At 45.6% G+C, this 16,563-nt stretch carries 12 protein-coding genes; 1 reads left to right on the top strand and 11 read right to left on the bottom strand.

Translation table 11 applies throughout. The annotated features are described in order from the left end of the window. The first annotated feature begins 131 nt into the window (after positions 1-131). Complete coding sequence (locus AB4138_RS02995; protein WP_136979831.1) at positions 132-1,883, top strand: potassium/proton antiporter; 1,752 nt, start codon at positions 132-134, stop codon at positions 1,881-1,883. Here the strand turns inward: AB4138_RS02995 and AB4138_RS03000 are convergent. The 11 genes from AB4138_RS03000 to aspA all read right to left on the bottom strand — a co-directional run bounded on the left by AB4138_RS03000 (position 1,880) and on the right by aspA (position 16,525). Then, on the bottom strand, positions 1,880-2,509 hold the full coding sequence (locus AB4138_RS03000; protein WP_372304952.1) for a response regulator: 630 nt from the start codon (positions 2,507-2,509) through the stop codon (positions 1,880-1,882). The two genes, AB4138_RS02995 and AB4138_RS03000, sit on opposite strands and share 4 nt — an antisense overlap. Before the next feature lie 212 nt (positions 2,510-2,721). Next, on the bottom strand, positions 2,722-4,569 hold the full coding sequence (locus AB4138_RS03005; protein ID WP_372125073.1) for a protein-disulfide reductase DsbD: 1,848 nt from the start codon (positions 4,567-4,569) through the stop codon (positions 2,722-2,724). Positions 4,570-4,744: 175 nt separating this feature from the next. Next, the gene (locus AB4138_RS03010; protein WP_017063664.1) at positions 4,745-5,233 is read right to left on the bottom strand and encodes an arginine repressor; all 489 of its coding nucleotides are present in this window, start codon (positions 5,231-5,233) and stop codon (positions 4,745-4,747) included. Between the two features lie 327 nt (positions 5,234-5,560). After that, a complete protein-coding gene (pyrI, locus tag AB4138_RS03015) occupies positions 5,561-6,025 on the bottom strand; it encodes an aspartate carbamoyltransferase regulatory subunit (protein ID WP_017062720.1) in 465 nt (154 codons plus the stop codon). Between the two features lie 15 nt (positions 6,026-6,040). Further along, a complete protein-coding gene (gene pyrB / locus AB4138_RS03020; RefSeq protein ID WP_017062721.1) occupies positions 6,041-6,970 on the bottom strand; it encodes an aspartate carbamoyltransferase in 930 nt (309 codons plus the stop codon). A 490-nt stretch (positions 6,971-7,460) separates the two neighbouring features. Beyond that, positions 7,461-8,471 carry an ornithine carbamoyltransferase gene (locus tag AB4138_RS03025; protein ID WP_372125070.1) on the bottom strand — a complete coding sequence of 337 codons (1,011 nt, stop codon included), beginning with the start codon at positions 8,469-8,471 and terminating at the stop codon, positions 7,461-7,463. A 141-nt stretch (positions 8,472-8,612) separates the two neighbouring features. Beyond that, positions 8,613-9,524, bottom strand: a complete 912-nt coding sequence (gene arcC, locus AB4138_RS03030; RefSeq protein WP_017062723.1) for a carbamate kinase — start codon at positions 9,522-9,524, stop codon at positions 8,613-8,615. 73 nt (positions 9,525-9,597) lie between these two features. After that, the gene (gene arcA / locus AB4138_RS03035; RefSeq protein WP_017062724.1) at positions 9,598-10,821 is read right to left on the bottom strand and encodes an arginine deiminase; all 1,224 of its coding nucleotides are present in this window, start codon (positions 10,819-10,821) and stop codon (positions 9,598-9,600) included. Positions 10,822-11,626: 805 nt separating this feature from the next. Beyond that, positions 11,627-13,075: a YfcC family protein gene (locus AB4138_RS03040; RefSeq protein ID WP_017068849.1), complete on the bottom strand. Its 1,449-nt coding sequence runs from the start codon at positions 13,073-13,075 to the stop codon at positions 11,627-11,629. Positions 13,076-13,585: 510 nt separating this feature from the next. Next, the gene (locus AB4138_RS03045) at positions 13,586-14,893 is read right to left on the bottom strand and encodes an anaerobic C4-dicarboxylate transporter (protein ID WP_017061168.1); all 1,308 of its coding nucleotides are present in this window, start codon (positions 14,891-14,893) and stop codon (positions 13,586-13,588) included. A gap of 180 nt (positions 14,894-15,073) precedes the next feature. Next, positions 15,074-16,525, bottom strand: a complete 1,452-nt coding sequence (gene aspA, locus AB4138_RS03050) for an aspartate ammonia-lyase (RefSeq protein WP_017063668.1) — start codon at positions 16,523-16,525, stop codon at positions 15,074-15,076. Positions 16,526-16,563: the final 38 nt, after the last annotated feature.

The raw sequence follows: 16,563 nt of genomic DNA on the forward strand, positions 1-16,563 counted from the left end.
AGCCCTGCTTATGACACGAAGCGAAACATAAGTTTGTTATAGTAACAACGGCACTTTCACCGACCGTGCCTTGCTAAACGGCAGAAGATCAACATGCTTATATCTTGAGTTTTATTCTTTGGGGGAACGAATTGGACGCAATAACTATCAACCACTTATTTTTAACTGGTGCGGTGCTCATCGCCATCAGTGTGCTTTTCTCACAAGTGTCCTCACGATTGGGCGTTCCGATTCTTTTGATCTTTTTATTCGTTGGTATGTTAGCGGGTGAAGATGGACCCGGTAATATTCATTTCGATGATTACTCACTGACCTACTTGGTGAGTAACCTTGCGCTTGCCGTGATTCTGTTGGATGGCGGTATGCGAACCAAGGTGGCGAGCTTCAAGGTCGCTTTCTGGCCTTCGCTCTCGCTGGCGACGATAGGTGTCGCATGTACAGCAACCTTAACCGGATTAATGGCGGCTTGGCTGTTTGACTTGTCATTAATGCAGGGCATCTTGGTTGGGGCGATTGTTGGTTCAACCGATGCGGCAGCGGTATTCTCTTTGCTGAAAGGACAGAGTCTCAATGAGCGTGTTGGCTCAACCCTAGAGATCGAATCGGGCACTAACGACCCAATGGCGGTCTTCCTGACGGTGACCTTAATTGCGCTGTTAGGTAACCCTGACGCTGAGATGGGAATGAACTTCCTACTGCAAAGTTTTGCGATGCAGTTTGGTATCGGTACTCTTGTTGGTATTGGCGGCGGCTGGGTTCTATGGAGCTTAATCAATCGAGTACAATTGGCTGATGGCCTTTATTCCATTCTGGTACTCAGTGGGGGCGTGGCGCTGTTTGCGTTCTCTAACATGCTTGGCGGCAGCGGCATCTTATCGATTTACCTAGTGGGCTTGTTCATTGGTAATCGTCCGACGCGCTCTCGACACTCTATTCTTAATGTTCTTGATGGCATGACGTGGCTAAGCCAGATCGTGATGTTCTTGGTATTGGGTTTATTGGTGACGCCATCAACGTTGATGGACATTGCTCTGCCTGCGCTGGCACTGGCCTTCGGTATGATTTTGTTTGCTCGTCCGCTGTCGGTTTGGTTGGGTTTACTGCCGTTCAGAAGCTTTTCCACCAAAGAACGCTGGTTTGTTTCTTGGGTAGGTTTGCGTGGTGCAGTACCAATCATCTTAGCGGTATTCCCGATGATGGCAGGCCTGCCCAATGCTCAGCTGTATTTCAATATCGCCTTCTTCGTGGTTATGGTTTCGCTGATTGTTCAAGGCGGTAGCTTGATGAAAGTTGCAAGACTCGCTCAAGTGACTTTACCACCGACGCCAACACCGATTTCTCGTACCGGTATGGAGATTTATCCGACCAGTGAGTGGGAGATGTTTGTTTACAAATTGAAAGACGAGAAGTGGTGTGTCGGCGAGCCGCTTAAACGCTTATCTATGCCAGAAGGGACGCGCATTGCGGCAGTGTTTCGACAAGATGCCATGCTTCACCCATCAGGCAGCACCGTGTTAGAGGCGAACGATATCTTATGTGTGCTTGGTCAAGACAAAGATTTGGACAGCTTAAGTTCGTTGTTCAGTGAGGCGCCTCTAGCAGAAGAGGCGGCACGATTCTTTGGTGACTTCTTCTTGGATGTTGAGCTATCAGTTGCGGCAGTGAGTGATTGTTATGGTATTGAACTTGGCTCGGAAGAAGAGCGAGAAATGACGCTAAAACAATTGGTTGCTCAAGAGCTTGGCGCACACTCTGTATTGGGTGATAGCTTTGAGTGGCATGACATCACTTGGGTGGTTGCAGAGATAGATGATCATAAAGTCGTCAGGTTGGGTTTATGTTTACCTAAGACGACTTTAGAAGAGGATATCAGTGAAGCTTAATTGTGGACTTCTTGTAGCAAGATAACCGCTTGAGTACGATTTTTCACATCCAGTTTACGGAAGATGGCCGTCATATGTGCTTTGATGGTCGCTTCCGAAACATTCAATTCATACGCGATTTGCTTGTTAAGCAAGCCGTCAGAAAGCATCCCTAATACCTTGTATTGCTGAGGCGTCAGTGTGGAAATCTTTTCTGCAAGGTCGCTACACGCTGCATTATTGGTGATAAGCCCTTCAGGGAAGAACGGGTCGCCATTCAGCACTTGATTCAGTGCACTCACCAACTCACGCATATCACTCGACTTAGGAATAAAGCCAAACGCACCGTGGCTCTTCACCTGAGTGACCACGCTGGCATCTTCACTGGCAGAAACCACCACAATCGGTAGATCTGGGTATTCAGCGCGCAGTTGAATTAAGCCTGACATGCCATTGGCGCCCGGCATTTTCAGATCGAGCAGTAATAGATCCGGCTCGCCTTCTTTCTTTAGCAGAGTCAGTAAGGCATCGAGAGAATCGGTCTCAAGCAGGTTCGCACCACTGATCGCCATATGAACTGACTGAAACAGGGCGTTGCGAAAGAGAGGGTGGTCATCAGCAATGATGATGGTATAGGTCGAGTCCATGACGTTCATACTTTTAACAATTTAGTTAATATTTATTATCATCCTGATTGAGTATGTGGACAATATCTATGCATTAAAAGTCTGAACCATATCGACTTTTATCCCCGGAATAAGAAAGCGTTACTCTGAATAGCAAAAAAGCCGCACTGCCATCTCGTTACGGAGGGGCGGTGCGGCTTTCGATTCGGCTTATATTTTAGTGAATATTGCCGTTATAGCTGGTGGTTTTGCATGTGTTTTAAGAATACATCAGCAGGCATAAAACCGGTTACACGAGCATTTGGAACATGGTTACCCTCGCCATCCCAGAACTCAATCGTCGGTAAGCCAAGTACCTGTAATTGTTTAAGCAGTTCAATGTCTTGAGGCATGTTTCTCGTTACATCGGCTTGTAGCAGTACAAAGTCAGAAAGCTTGTTTTCCACATCAGCTTGATGGAAGGTGTACTTCTCGAACTCTTTACACGCCACACACCAATCGGCGTAGAAGTCGAGCATCACAGGCTTACCGAGTTTCTTCGCTTCGATGAGCTGGATTTCTAGTTCTTCAACCGTGTTGATGCGTGCAAATTGGATGTGTTGTTCTACCGTCACGCTCTTTTCTGCAAACCAGTAATTGAGCGCAGGTTGAGCTGATGCGAACAGGCCAAGCATCGCGATGATGCCTACCGCACTCTGCTTCCAGCCGCCGAATGGCAGTGCATTCTTGCTATGGTACAGCCAACCAAAGGCGATGAAGCCAAGGCCAGACCAAAGCACGGTTGCCCACAATTCAGGAATGATGCGCTCTAGCAGGAAGATAGGTGCTGCCAGCAAGATAAAGCCGAATACGATCTTCACCTTGTCCATCCAGCTGCCCGCTTTAGGCAATAGCTTATTACCAAATACCGCAACTAAAATCAGCGGAATACCCATACCCATGGCTAATGCATACAGAGCAATCGCACCGGTAAATAGGTCGCCACTCTGAGCCACATACAGCAGCGCGCCTGACAATGGCGCCGTGGTACAAGGTGAACACACTAAACCAGAGATCGCACCCATTGCGAATACGCCCAAGGTATTGCCACCTTGCTGCTTATTGCTTTGATTGTTGAGCCAAGTTTGAATGCTGTTTGGCAGTTGCAGGTTATAAACGCCAAACATCGACATTGCCAACGCCACGAACAGAACACTCAGCGCGATCAGCACGTAAGGGTGCTGCATAGCGGCTTGGAACTGCATGCCTGCTGAAGCAACCACTAAACCTAATAAGGTGTAGGTTAACGCCATGCCTTGCACGTAAATAAAGGACAGCATCAGCGCGCGACCTTGGCTGAGTTTGCCACCACCTAAAACGATACCCGTTAGAATCGGATACATAGGCAGCACACACGGCGTAAAGGCTAAACCAACACCGAGTGCTAAGAATAATAGAGGGGTCCACCAACTGTCACCGAGCTTATCGGCTAAGCCTGCTTCTTTTGAAACAGGGGCATTTGGCTGTTGAGTCGTGTTACTTACAACGTCTGCTTTCGGAGATGTTGGTTGCGTAGAAACATCGGTTTCGTTGCCAGCAGAAGATGAAGCTTGTGAGTCACTACCTTGCGAATTAGCAGAACCTGTTGCTGTGAAAGGTTCAATGTCGATGATACGAGTCTCTGGTGGGTAGCAGAACCCTGCGTCCGCACAGCCTTGATACTTAACGATCAGCTGTGAGCCATCTTGGTAACTCTGCAGAGGAACTTGCACGAATAACGGCTGAGTATAAATGCTCACCTCACCGAAGAATTCATCTTGGTGCGGCTTACCATCTTCTAATTCAACATTACCGATAGCGAGATTTTGCCCGGTGAACGAGAGGCTATGTTGATAGAGGTAGTAGCCCTCTTTTACTTGCCAGTCGAGAAGGACTTTGTCGTCTTGCTGGTAGTAATTGAAAGGGAAAGCTTGGTCTACAGGGACAAAACCATTGTTATTGCCTCCGAAGCTTGGCTCGGCGTTGTCGTTCCCAAATAGCGCCCACGCAGGCTGGGTGAATAGGGAAACACAAACAAAAAGTAATGTGGCAAGTCGTCGCATACTATTTAGTCATCAAAATGGAGTTGAAGGTATCTTAACTCAATCAGACCGTAATAGTTTGCTATTAGTTTCATCGGCAAACAAATATCCCCTAAGGCGGGATAGCGATTTTATTGGGTAATCGAGTGGGGAGCTGCAATTCAACTTGAGTGACTTGCCTTTGTAAAAGAGACATTTAAGCTACACCCAAGCGTGCTTTTACTACTTGTTCGCAAGCATCAATATTCATCGTATCTTTTGGAATAATAAGCACGGTATCATTACCGCCAACGGTGCCGATAATCTCAGTATGTGGGTCGATATCGACTAATCTTGCGACTAATTGAGCACAACCTGGATGAGTTTTTACGATGACCATCGCTTGGTTATGAGTGATGAATTCGATTTGCGATGAGATGGATGCATCGACACGAACCGGTGCACTTTCAACCGTGATGCAGTAAACCTTTTTACCGCAAGCATTCTGAATTTTGACAACACCAAGCTGTGACAAAATACGAGATACGGTCGATTGGCTGATACCGGTATAGCCAATATCGACGAGTTTCTCTCGCAGTTGATTTTGGGTCGAGAAGCTTTGTTGTTGTAGTAAGCGTTTGCACGCTGCAGTCAGTGTTTTATCTTCAGCTGAATACAAGCAACCGTGCTCAGTGATTGGGTTCATGAACAACTCCTTAAGGTCAACATGTGGTTATCGCTTGTCCATAGCGCCGAGCGTACTCCCAAAGCCGTAGAGTACGATTGTTAAATAGGGCTTACCGATGAATCCCGAAATAAAGAGGGAAGGCATGCGTGATGTATGATCGTCTATCCATTGAGTCTACCACTAAAGGATAGTTATCTTTTTGAAGGGGATCACCAAATAAAATTCTAGTTAATTGCTTTTATTTTGGAGTTTTATTCTTTTGTTAAATGGATATTTATTCCAAGTTTGGCATAAATATCCATCGGTATTAGGGTGCTTTGGAGACCGTGATAATGGCGCTAAGGGTTAGCGAATTTCACTCATGATCTCGCGAGAGAATACTTTTTCACAGTAGTGACATTTTAGCTGCACGTTTTCCTGTTTTAGCTGCACTTTAAAGCTGCTTTCGACAGGTTCACCGTGCGAAATACAGTTGCTATTCGGGCAAGAGTAGACACTGTGGATTTGCTCTGGCAGCACAAGGGTTAGCTTATTAACCACTTTATACTCTTCAATCTGATTGACCGTTGCCTGCGGAGCATAAAGAGCCAATTGGTTGGCTTGTTCCTTGGTCAGGAAGATGTTCTCAATCTTGATTAGATCTTTATGGCCAAGTGCCGATGATGGCAGGTTTAAGCCCATAGTGATGCGCTGTTCTGTCTTGTGTAGCTTAAACAGTTTAAGGATTTTGATACCAAGGTGAGCAGGGATGTGGTCAATCACGCTGCCGTTACGGATCGCTTCTACTTGTAGCTGAGTTTGTTTAACCATGACTGTTTCTCCTGCTTATAAAGTGTCGTTAAGAACTAGGGCCAATAGGGCTTCGCGAGCGTATACACCGTTTTCAGCTTGTTCGAAGTAGTAAGCGTGTGGCGTTTTATCAACGTCGGTGGTGATTTCGTCGACGCGTGGCAGCGGGTGAAGTACCTTCATGTTTTGACGAGCGTCTTTCAATGTATCGGCGGTGAGGATGTAAGCCGATTTCATGTGTGCGTATTCCGACGCATCAAAGCGCTCTTTCTGCACGCGAGTCATGTACAGAACATCCAGTTCCGGCACGACTTCTTCAATGCTGCTGTGAGTGCTGTATTGGATGCCCATCTCTTCCAATTCTTCACAGATGTAATCTGGCATCTCTAAGACTTCTGGCGCGATAAAGAAGAAACGCACGTTATTGAATTTCGATAGTGCTTGGGTCAATGAGTGCACGGTACGGCCATATTTTAGGTCGCCGACGAACGCCACATTGAGGTTATCGAGCGTGCCTTGTGTTTCGTAAATCGAGAACAGGTCCAGCAAGGTTTGCGTCGGGTGCTGGTTAGCACCGTCGCCGCCGTTTACTACCGGCACACCGTTAGAAAATTCAGACGCTAAACGTGCTGCCCCTTCTTGTGGGTGACGCATTACAAAGGCATCGACGTAGGATGAAATAACCTGCACTGAATCGGCAAGTGTTTCGCCTTTCTTCGCCAGTGAGGTGTTACCGCCATTATCAAAGCCAATGACCGTGCCACCAAGGCGCTGGACGGCGGTCTCAAATGAAAGGCGAGTTCGAGTTGAAGGCTCAAAGAAGCAGCTCGCAACGACTTTATTTTTCAGCAACTCTGGGTTTGGCTCGGCCTTGAGTCTTGCTGCTGTGTCGACGATAAGCTCCAGTTCATTACGAGTGAGCTCAGGTATGGAGATGATGTGCTTGTTAAATAACGAATGCGCCATAACGGGTCTTCCTTCTATGCATACAGTCAAATTGCGGACAAAAAAAAAGCCCCCTAAAAATAGGAGGCTTCGAAACGATCAATAGAGCAAAATAAAAATGACACCACCGCCACTCTTTGGCGTGTAGTTTGACAATCATGTGCGACAGAATTGCAGTTCATTTTTTGCTCTCTTAAGACAAATTGCGGAGGATTATACTCAGATAAAAACGGCATGCAATACTTTCTGTAAAGTATTCATTTAATGGATTTTTATGCGAAATAACCTCTACATTTTGCTTTGATTTAAGCCCTTGTTGAAACAGAAAATCTCAGGGTTTTTGGGGCGATAATGCCCTCAAGTACATGAAAAAAAATGCGGGCTTTATCCAAGGGCTAAATCCCAAGTTCGCCGCCCGCATTTCCCTGTCATTACACTTAACTTGTCAATGTCTCGCGAACAAGTGAGTGCTTAACTTCTTAGTTGTTTCGATTCTTAGCTGTTTAGGTAATTAACTGCCTAGTGTTGCAACCATTACTGCTTTGATGGTGTGCATGCGGTTTTCAGCTTCATCGAACACGATAGAGTATTCAGACTCAACTACCTCATCAGTCACTTCCACACCGTCTTTTAGCTGTGGATATTCAGCCGCAAGTTGTTTGCCTACCGTGGTATCTTCGCCATGGAAAGCTGGCAGACAGTGCATGAATTTCACATGTGGGTTACCCGTTGCTTTCAGCATTTCCATGTTCACTTGGTAAGGCATCATTAGGTTGATACGCTCAGCCCATGCTTCTTTCGCTTCGCCCATAGATACCCAAACGTCGGTGTACAGGAAGTCACAACCTTGCACGCCTTCTTGAACATCTTCAGTCAGTGTAATTTTGCCACCTGTGTGCTCTGCGATTTCACGACACTGAGCCAATAGTTCTTCTTGTGGCCAGAACTGTTTTGGAGCAACAAGGCGAATGTCCATGCCCATTTTCGCTGCGCCAACCATCAGAGAGTTACCCATGTTGTTGCGAGCATCACCTAGGTAAGCAAAGCTGATTTCATGCAGTTGTTTACCACTGCCGTATTCCGTCATGGTTAGGAAGTCAGCCAGGATTTGTGTTGGGTGGAATTCGTCAGTCAGACCATTCCATACTGGAACTCCAGCGTAAGCGCCTAGCTCTTCAACAATCTCTTGACCGAAGCCGCGGTATTCAATGCCATCGTACATACGGCCAAGAACGCGAGCGGTATCTTTCATTGATTCTTTGTGGCCAATTTGAGAGCCAGATGGGCCTAAGTAAGACACGCGAGCGCCTTGGTCGAATGCCGCTACTTCGAATGCACAGCGAGTACGAGTTGAGGTTTTCTCAAAGATAAGCGCAATGTTTTTGCCAGTTAGTGTTGGCTGTTCGTAACCGTTGTACTTCGCTTTTTTTAGCTCCATAGAAAGATCTAATAAGTGTTGAATTTCGCGTGGAGTGAAATCTAGTAGTTTTAGGAAGTTACGATTGCGTAGGTTAAAAGCCATGATGTATTCCTTCTTAGATTTAGGCGCTTTCTTGTTACAGGGAAAGAAAATTCAAGAAAGCGCGATTCAATTTTTGTGTATTAATTTCAGTTCAAACGGTGATTCAGTTTTCTCGCAAGGTTTGAAAAGCTCGCGAGTAGATTAATCTTTGGTGATGTTGGTGCCCGCCAAGCCTTGCAGGATTTGCAAACCATCTTCGAGTGCACCAATACCGACGACTTTGCCGCCTTGCTGAATGAATTCGCACGATGCTTCAATTTTTGGTCCCATAGAGCCTGCATCAAATTCGAATTTCGCCAGTTCACTTGGTGTGGTGCTGCGCAGTGCGTGTTGAGTCGGTTTGCCCCAATCAAGGTAAACAGCGTCCGCGTCGGTCAAAATAAGCAGTGCATCCGCATCCAGTTGTTTCGCTAAGAAAGCCGCTGACATGTCTTTGTCGATAACCGCTTCAACACCCACTAATTTGCCGTTCTCTTTTTTCACTGGGATGCCACCGCCGCCAGTACAAATCACTAGGTGGCCTGCATCGATAAGTTGGGTGATCGCTTCGTGCTCAACAATGCCAGTAGGGCGTGGGCTTGGCACAACGCGACGGAAGTGTTGGCCGTCTGGTTTGACGATCCAGTGGAATTTCTCCGCCAATTCACGCGCTTCCGCTTCTTCGTAGATCGGGCCAATCGGCTTCGTTGGATCGGCGAATGCAGGATCGTTTGGATCAACGGTCATTTGCGTCAACATGCACGAGATGTTGCGGTTAGGTAGATAGTTCTTGAACTCTTGCATCAGCATGTAGCCGATCATGCCTTGAGTCTCACTGCCCAATACATCTAGCGGATACGGGTTTACTTTTTTGTATTCCAAACCTTGCAGAGCCAGTAAACCAACTTGTGGGCCATTACCATGTACTAGAACCACGTTGTACACTTTCGCGATTTCAGAGATGGTTTTAACCGCTGTTTCAATATTACGGCGTTGAACATCGGCTTCTAACGGCTCACCGCGACGAAGTAAGGCATTACCGCCGAGTGCAACAACAACAGTTTGCTTAGTCATAATTGTGTTCTCTCATTTTGGCCAAGCTGAGATTATTTAAGATCATTCAACTTGGCCGTTTTCGTCTTAGTGATTAGATACCATCACGCTCAATTGGGCAGCTCATGCAGCGTGCGCCACCGCGACCGCGGCCAAGTTCATCTCCAGGGATAGGAAGAACTGTGATGCCTGCTTTATCGTATTTTTCATTGGTGTAGGTGTTGCCTTCGTAGCCAATCACAACGCCAGGTTTAACCGTTAGAACGTTGTTTGCATCGTTCCACTGCTCACGTTCTGCATGGAAGTTGTCACCACCGGTCGTGATTAGGTTTAGCTTGTCTACGCCAAGTGCTTTTTCGATAGCTGTTACGAAGTAGCCTTCTTCTTTCACTTTCACTGCGCCAGACTCATCACCAGTTAGGTTCCAGCACTGTACGTCTTTACTCACCACTTCAGGGTAAACAGAGAACGTATCTTCGTTCATGTGCGTCATAACGGTGTCTAAGTGCATGCAAGAGCGGTGTTTTGGTAGCTGCATTGCGATAACTTGTTTCGCTTGACCGTGTTTGAATAGGCTAGATGCTAAGTGCTCAACACCTTGTGCTGTTGTACGCTCAGACATACCGATAAGAACCGTACCGCGACCGATTACAAGAACGTCACCGCCTTCAATGGTTGAGTTGTCGTAGCTGATGTTTTCTTCATCGCCGAAGTACTTAATGAAGTCTTGGCCAGCAAATGTTGGGTGCCAGCGGTAAATAGCGCGAACGTGGTTGGTTTCACGTTGACGAGCAGGTTTCGCCATCGGGTTGATGGATACGCCACCGTATACCCAGCAAGATGTGTCACGAGTAAATAGGTGGTTTGGTAGCGGTTCGATAATGAAGTCGGTTGGTGCGTGCATGCCTTGCATCATTGAAGATGATTTCATTGGCATCTCAGCGTAAGACAGACCACCCGTTAGGATTTTTGCTAGTTCTAGGTTTGGTAAGTCGCCCAAGTAGCAGCGCACATCGTTAGCAAAGGTTTTGCCTAAGCGGTAATCAGAAACTTGATGATTCAAAAGCCAATCTTTCGCTTCTGGCACTGCTAGCGTGTCTGCTAGTAGGTCAGTAAGAAGAAGAACTTCAACACCTTGATCACGCAGCGTTTGAGTAAATGCGTCATGCTCTTTACCAGCACGTTCAACAGCCAGTACGTCATCAAATAGTAAATCGTGACAGTTAGAGGGTGTTAGGTGAGTCAGTGCGCGTCTTGGACGGTGAACTAGAACGCGACGTAATTGACCTATTTCAGAACCTACATAGAACTTACTCATGATCGTCTCTCTCTTATATATTTGAATTACTTTTATCGCTAAGAGTAATTATTTATTTTCAGTTGAGAAGAATGAATTATTTATTCATATCTCTTGTCTGGAATTAATATTACGCCTGCTAGTCAGGTATTCTTAGAGATCTATCACAAATCGTTTTTTATCCCGCAGCCCTTTAAAATTAAGGGTTTTAACAAACTTTATGCACTTTCAGTTATGAATAATACATTCTAAATAGTTAGCAGTTAGGGAACTTTATGCACGCTTTTTTGACGAAACTTACTAGAATCTAATTTACGAGGGATTATATGCAGAATAGTTTTATTGATAAGAGTGTACTTAGCTTGGAAGTATGCAGTGTTTTTATTTAGATATTTAATTTTGGATGTGGAATTAATTGTTTATTAACAAAGTAAATGCGAATAAAGCTGTTGCGAACACATTTTAAAATCGGCTGCTTAAGTGTGTTTTTTGATAGAAAAGGGCATTAATCCTCGTCTGTTTATTAGGCTATTAATTACTTTAAATATAATTAACGCTAATAAGTGACTAACTATTTGTTTAAACATCATGGTTGAAAATAGAGTGTTATTTCATCAATAAAATTAGATGTTTAAAAGTAGGATTGATTCTTCTATTGCGAGTGCTTTGAGTTTAGTTGAGCTTGGCTACGAACAGAAGAACCTTGAATATCGCGTGTATGGCTTTGAGGAGCTGTTTCAGTGGCAGAGGGTTACATTGAGAGGGAACAATAAAAAAGCCGCTGTGAGAAGCGGCTTTGGATGAGAAAGGAGTGAAGTGCTGTTAGTTAGATCAGCGCACCAATACTCAGTACAACAATGCAGAACACCATCAATATACCGACTAGTGGCATCACCCATTTAACCCAGCGCACGTAAGGGACACGAGCAATCGCCAAACCACCCATCACCACCGCGGAGGTTGGGGTGATTAGGTTCACCAAGCCAGATGCAGATTGGTACGCAGTGATAACCAAGTCACGACCTACGCCAGCAAAGTCGGCCAGTGGTGCCATGATTGGCATGGTCAGTACCGCTAAGCCAGAGGTCGATGGCACTAAGAACGACAGTAGAATCTCTAAGAAGAACATCACGTTAATGAAGATAACCGAAGAAAGCCCCGTTACCATCTGTTCTGCTGAGAAGAGAATGGTATCGGTGATCATACCGCGGTCCATCACCACTACGATACCACGTGCAATACCTATGATGAGCGCAACGCCAAGTAGGTCGCGGGCACCATCAATGAAGCTGGTGGTAAACTCTTCTTCGCTCATGCGAGCCACAATACCAACGATGATGGTTGCTGCTAAGAACATCGCTGAGATCTCAGCCATCCACCATCCAGCAACGGATACACCATAAATCATTACAGCGAACGAGCCACCAAAAATGGTCAGAATCAGTTTGCGAGTCGCGGTGAATTCAAGTTTTTCGCCGCTCGCATTACCTAAGAAGTGCGCTTTGTTCTCTTCGTATTTGTCGTAGACAATTGATGTTGTTGGATCGGCTTGAACCATTCTTGCGTAACGCATTACGTAGACAACACAAATACCCCAACCAATAATCAACATCGCAATGCGCAACACGATACCGTCTGTAAATGGAATACCAGAGGCGTTGGCAGCGATCACGGTTGCGAATGGGTTAATCGTTGAACCCAGCACCCCAATACCTGCACCAAGCAGTACGGTCGCAGCGGCAACAAGAGGGTCAAAGCGAGCTGCCATCATTACCGGCACTAGCAATGTATAGAAGGGCAGTGATTCTTCCGCCATGCCGTAGACGGTACCACCTGCGGCAAATAGCGCCATCAGTATTGGTATCATCAACTCTTCTCGCCCTTCTAAGCGGGCGGTGACGCGCTCGATACCGGCATCAATGGCACCCGTTTTGGTTACTAGCCCTAAGAAGCCACCAATGATTAAGATGAACAGCGAAACGTCGATAGCCGCCGCTTCATAGCTATTGTGGTCATAGAAGCCGTCAATAGGCGCGAGCAGTACATCAATCACGCCTTGAGGGTTACCTTCTACCGCTTGATAGGTTCCGGTTACGGGTACTTCTCGGCCTAGCTCTTCATTCATTGCACGGTCGTATTGGCCTGCTGGAACAATCCAGGTAAGCAGTGCGACGAACGCAATCAGAATAAATAGAATGGTGTAGGCAGAAGGGAATTTAAAGTTGGCAAAGAAGCCGCCCTTTTTTTTCTCGCTTGGTATCGTTTGAGTTGTCATGGCTATCTCCTTACATCATCTTAAATAGAAGTGATGTGAATTAGCGACTAATGATTTATAGATTGTAAATACACGGACACTTATAAAGCACTCAACGATATAAAGTTGCTGACTTTAAATTAAGGTTGTTTTTATATTTACTAATCCAAATGAAGTTAGATTTAATTTAGATGCGGTTATTTTATTCCTTACTCCGGTATTTAAGTTTGGTGCTGTTCACAAAAATAATGGCTAATAAAAGGGCTAAAAAATGGCAGAAAATCGTCAAGGTTTTTTGGTTAGTTAGCTTGGATTAATATTCGTTGTGGATTAACTGGAAGTGGAAGGAGATTGATTTGGTAGGTGTTGTTTATGATTAGGCAGAATAATCTTGGAATTTTATTCAAACTTTATTTTTAGGCGGTTTTTAAAGTTTATAATGGTTATTTGATGCGTATCAAATAACACATTGAGCAGAAAACAAAAAAGGAAGCCGAAGCTTCCTTTTAAATGTTCAATCACCAGCGAATGTTAGATAAACAGACCGCCGAATGCGAAGCCGAGTGCTACCGCAGTACTGATTGTTACCACACCTGGAATGAAGAATGGGTGGTTGAATACGTAGTTACCGATACGCGTTGAGCCTGTGTCATCCATCTCAACCGCTGCTAGTAGCGTAGGGTAAGTTGGAAGTACGAACAGCGCACTTACCGCAGCAAAAGAAGCAACGGCTGTTAGTGGTGCTACGCCAATCGCTAGTGCTGCAGGCATCAGTGCAACTGTTGTTGCGCCTTGAGAGTAAAGCAGCATAGAAGCGAAGAACAGAACAAGAGCCAGCATCCATGGGTAGTCAGCCAGTAGAGCGCCTGCTACGTCTTTGATTTCAGCAACGTGTGCGTTTACAAACGTTGAACCTAACCAAGCCACACCAAGTACACATACACATGCCGTCATACCAGAACGGAACGTTGGTGCTGAAGAAATCTTCGCTGCATCAATCTTAGTGAACATCACGATAGCCGCTGCTGCTGCCAGCATTACAGACATGATCGCTTCGTTACGACCTAGCGCCGGGTTTTCAATTAGGCCAACAGAGCTAGAGATAGCCGCTGCGTAACAAACCACGAAACCAATTGCAGCTAGGAAGATGTACGTTGCTTTCTTCGCTGTAGGTAGAATTTCGCGTTTCTCTTCTGTTGCTAGCTTGATTAGACCTTTCTCTAGACGTTCTTGATAAACAGGATCGTCTTTCAATTCGCTACCCATGTAGTTAGCAACAACCGCACCAACCATACAAGCGATGAAGGTTGTTGGGATACAAACCATCAATAGCGTTAGGTAATCAACACCAAATGGTGCCAACATTGCTGCGAAAGCCACAACTGCAGCCGAGATTGGCGAAGCTGTGATAGCAATTTGAGAAGCGACAACTGCGATAGACAGTGGACGAGAAGGACGAACACCTTGGCCTTTCGCTACTTCTGCAATAACAGGAAGCGTAGAGAATGCTGTATGACCAGTACCCGCCATTAATGTCATTACAAAGGTCACAATCGGCGCGTAAAAGGTGATGCGTTCAGGGTGTTTACGCAAAAAGTTTTCGGCAATTTGTACCAACCAGTCCATACCGCCAGCAACTTGCATTGCAGCAATTGCGGTGATAACTGACATGATGATCAAGATTACGTCGATCGGGATGAAAGATTGGCTTGTTGGAACGCCAAGAATAAGTGAAAGGGCAATAACACCAGCACCACCGGCAAAACCAATACCGATACCGCCAATTCTGGCCCCCAAAAAGATAAAGAGCAGGACGACAAACAGTTCTACTGCAATCATAAGTAACACCTCATTTAGATTTTATTATGTGAACATTCGCCGCTGGAATGTTCACATAATAGTTCTATGGTTTAGATTCAATTTGGCAAAAGCGCAACCAACGGAAATCCACAAAATAATCATGGTTAACCGTATTGGAGCCTAAAAAAGGGCTCCGTTTGGAACCCTTTCTCGCTAACTTTATTCGTAGCGCTTCGCTTTATACTGAGGATGCATCAAATTTTCAACAGAGAAAATGTCATCAAGTTCTTCTTCGGTCAATAAACCGCGTTCTAGAACTACATCACGAACACTCTTACCTGTTTCTGCACAGATCTTACCAACAATGTCACCTTCGTGGTGGCCAATGTATGGGTTTAGGTAAGTGACGATACCGATAGAGTTAAATACGTGCGCTTCACATACTTCTTTGTTTACCGTAATGCCGTCTACACACTTGTCGCGCAGGTTCACACAAGCGTTTGTCAGAATGTCTAGAGACTCAAACATGCTTTGTGCAATAACAGGTTCCATTACGTTCAGTTGAAGTTGACCACCTTCCGCAGCGAAAGAAACCGTGTTGTCGTTACCTAGAACTTTGAAGCAAACTTGGTTTACTACTTCAGGTACAACTGGGTTTACTTTAGCAGGCATGATTGAAGAACCTGCTTGCAGTTCAGGTAGGTTTAGCTCGTTCAAACCAGTACGTGGACCTGAAGAAAGTAGACGCAAGTCGTTACAGATCTTAGATAGCTTAACTGCTAGACGCTTAAGTGCGCCGTGCGTCATTACGTATGCGCCACAGTCAGACGTTGCTTCGATTAAATCTTCAGCCGCTACACACTCTAGGCCTGTTACTTCTGCTAGGTGTTTCACTGCTAGGCCTTGGTAACCCGGTGCTGCGTTCAGACCTGTACCGATAGCCGTTGCGCCTAGGTTTACTTCAAGCAGTAGTTTTGAAGTGTATTCTAGGTTTTTGATTTCTTCATTGATGGTTACAGCCCAAGCGTGGAACTCTTGGCCAACCGTCATTGGAACTGCGTCTTGAAGCTGAGTGCGACCCATCTTCAAAATCGTGTTGAATTCTTGGCTCTTAAGCTCGAATGCACCTTTTAGGTATTCGATCGCATCAATCAGTTTACGAACGCTGTTGTAAACAGAGATACGGAAGCCAGTTGGGTAAGCACAGTTTGTAGATTGGCTGCGGTTTACATGGTCGTTCGGGTTGATGAACTCGTATTGGCCTTTTTCTTTGCCCATAAGTTCAAGAGCCACGTTCGCAACAACTTCGTTTGCGTTCATGTTTACAGAAGTACCAGCACCACCTTGGAAAACGTCCGATGGGAACTGATCCATGCACTTACCCGTGTCTAGAATTAGGTCACAAGCTTGGATGATGTATTTAGCCACTTCGCTTGGAATTACACCTAACTCTTTGTTTGCTAAAGCCGCTGCTTTCTTAGTCATCACCATACCGCGAACGAATTCAGGTACATCTGAGATCGTTACATTTGAGATGTTGAAGTTTTCAACTGCGCGTAGAGTGTGGATGCCGTAGTAAGCATCAGCCGGAACATGACGTTGACCTAATAGATCTTCTTCGAGACGAGTAGCTTGAGGAGCTTCAACTTGAGCTTCTGATTGAGTAGCCATAACAGGATCCTTAGAGAATTATTCTGATTATATAGTTA

This window comes from Vibrio sp. 10N.286.52.C3, assembly GCF_041468865.1.
Lineage (GTDB): Bacteria > Pseudomonadota > Gammaproteobacteria > Enterobacterales > Vibrionaceae > Vibrio > Vibrio crassostreae_C.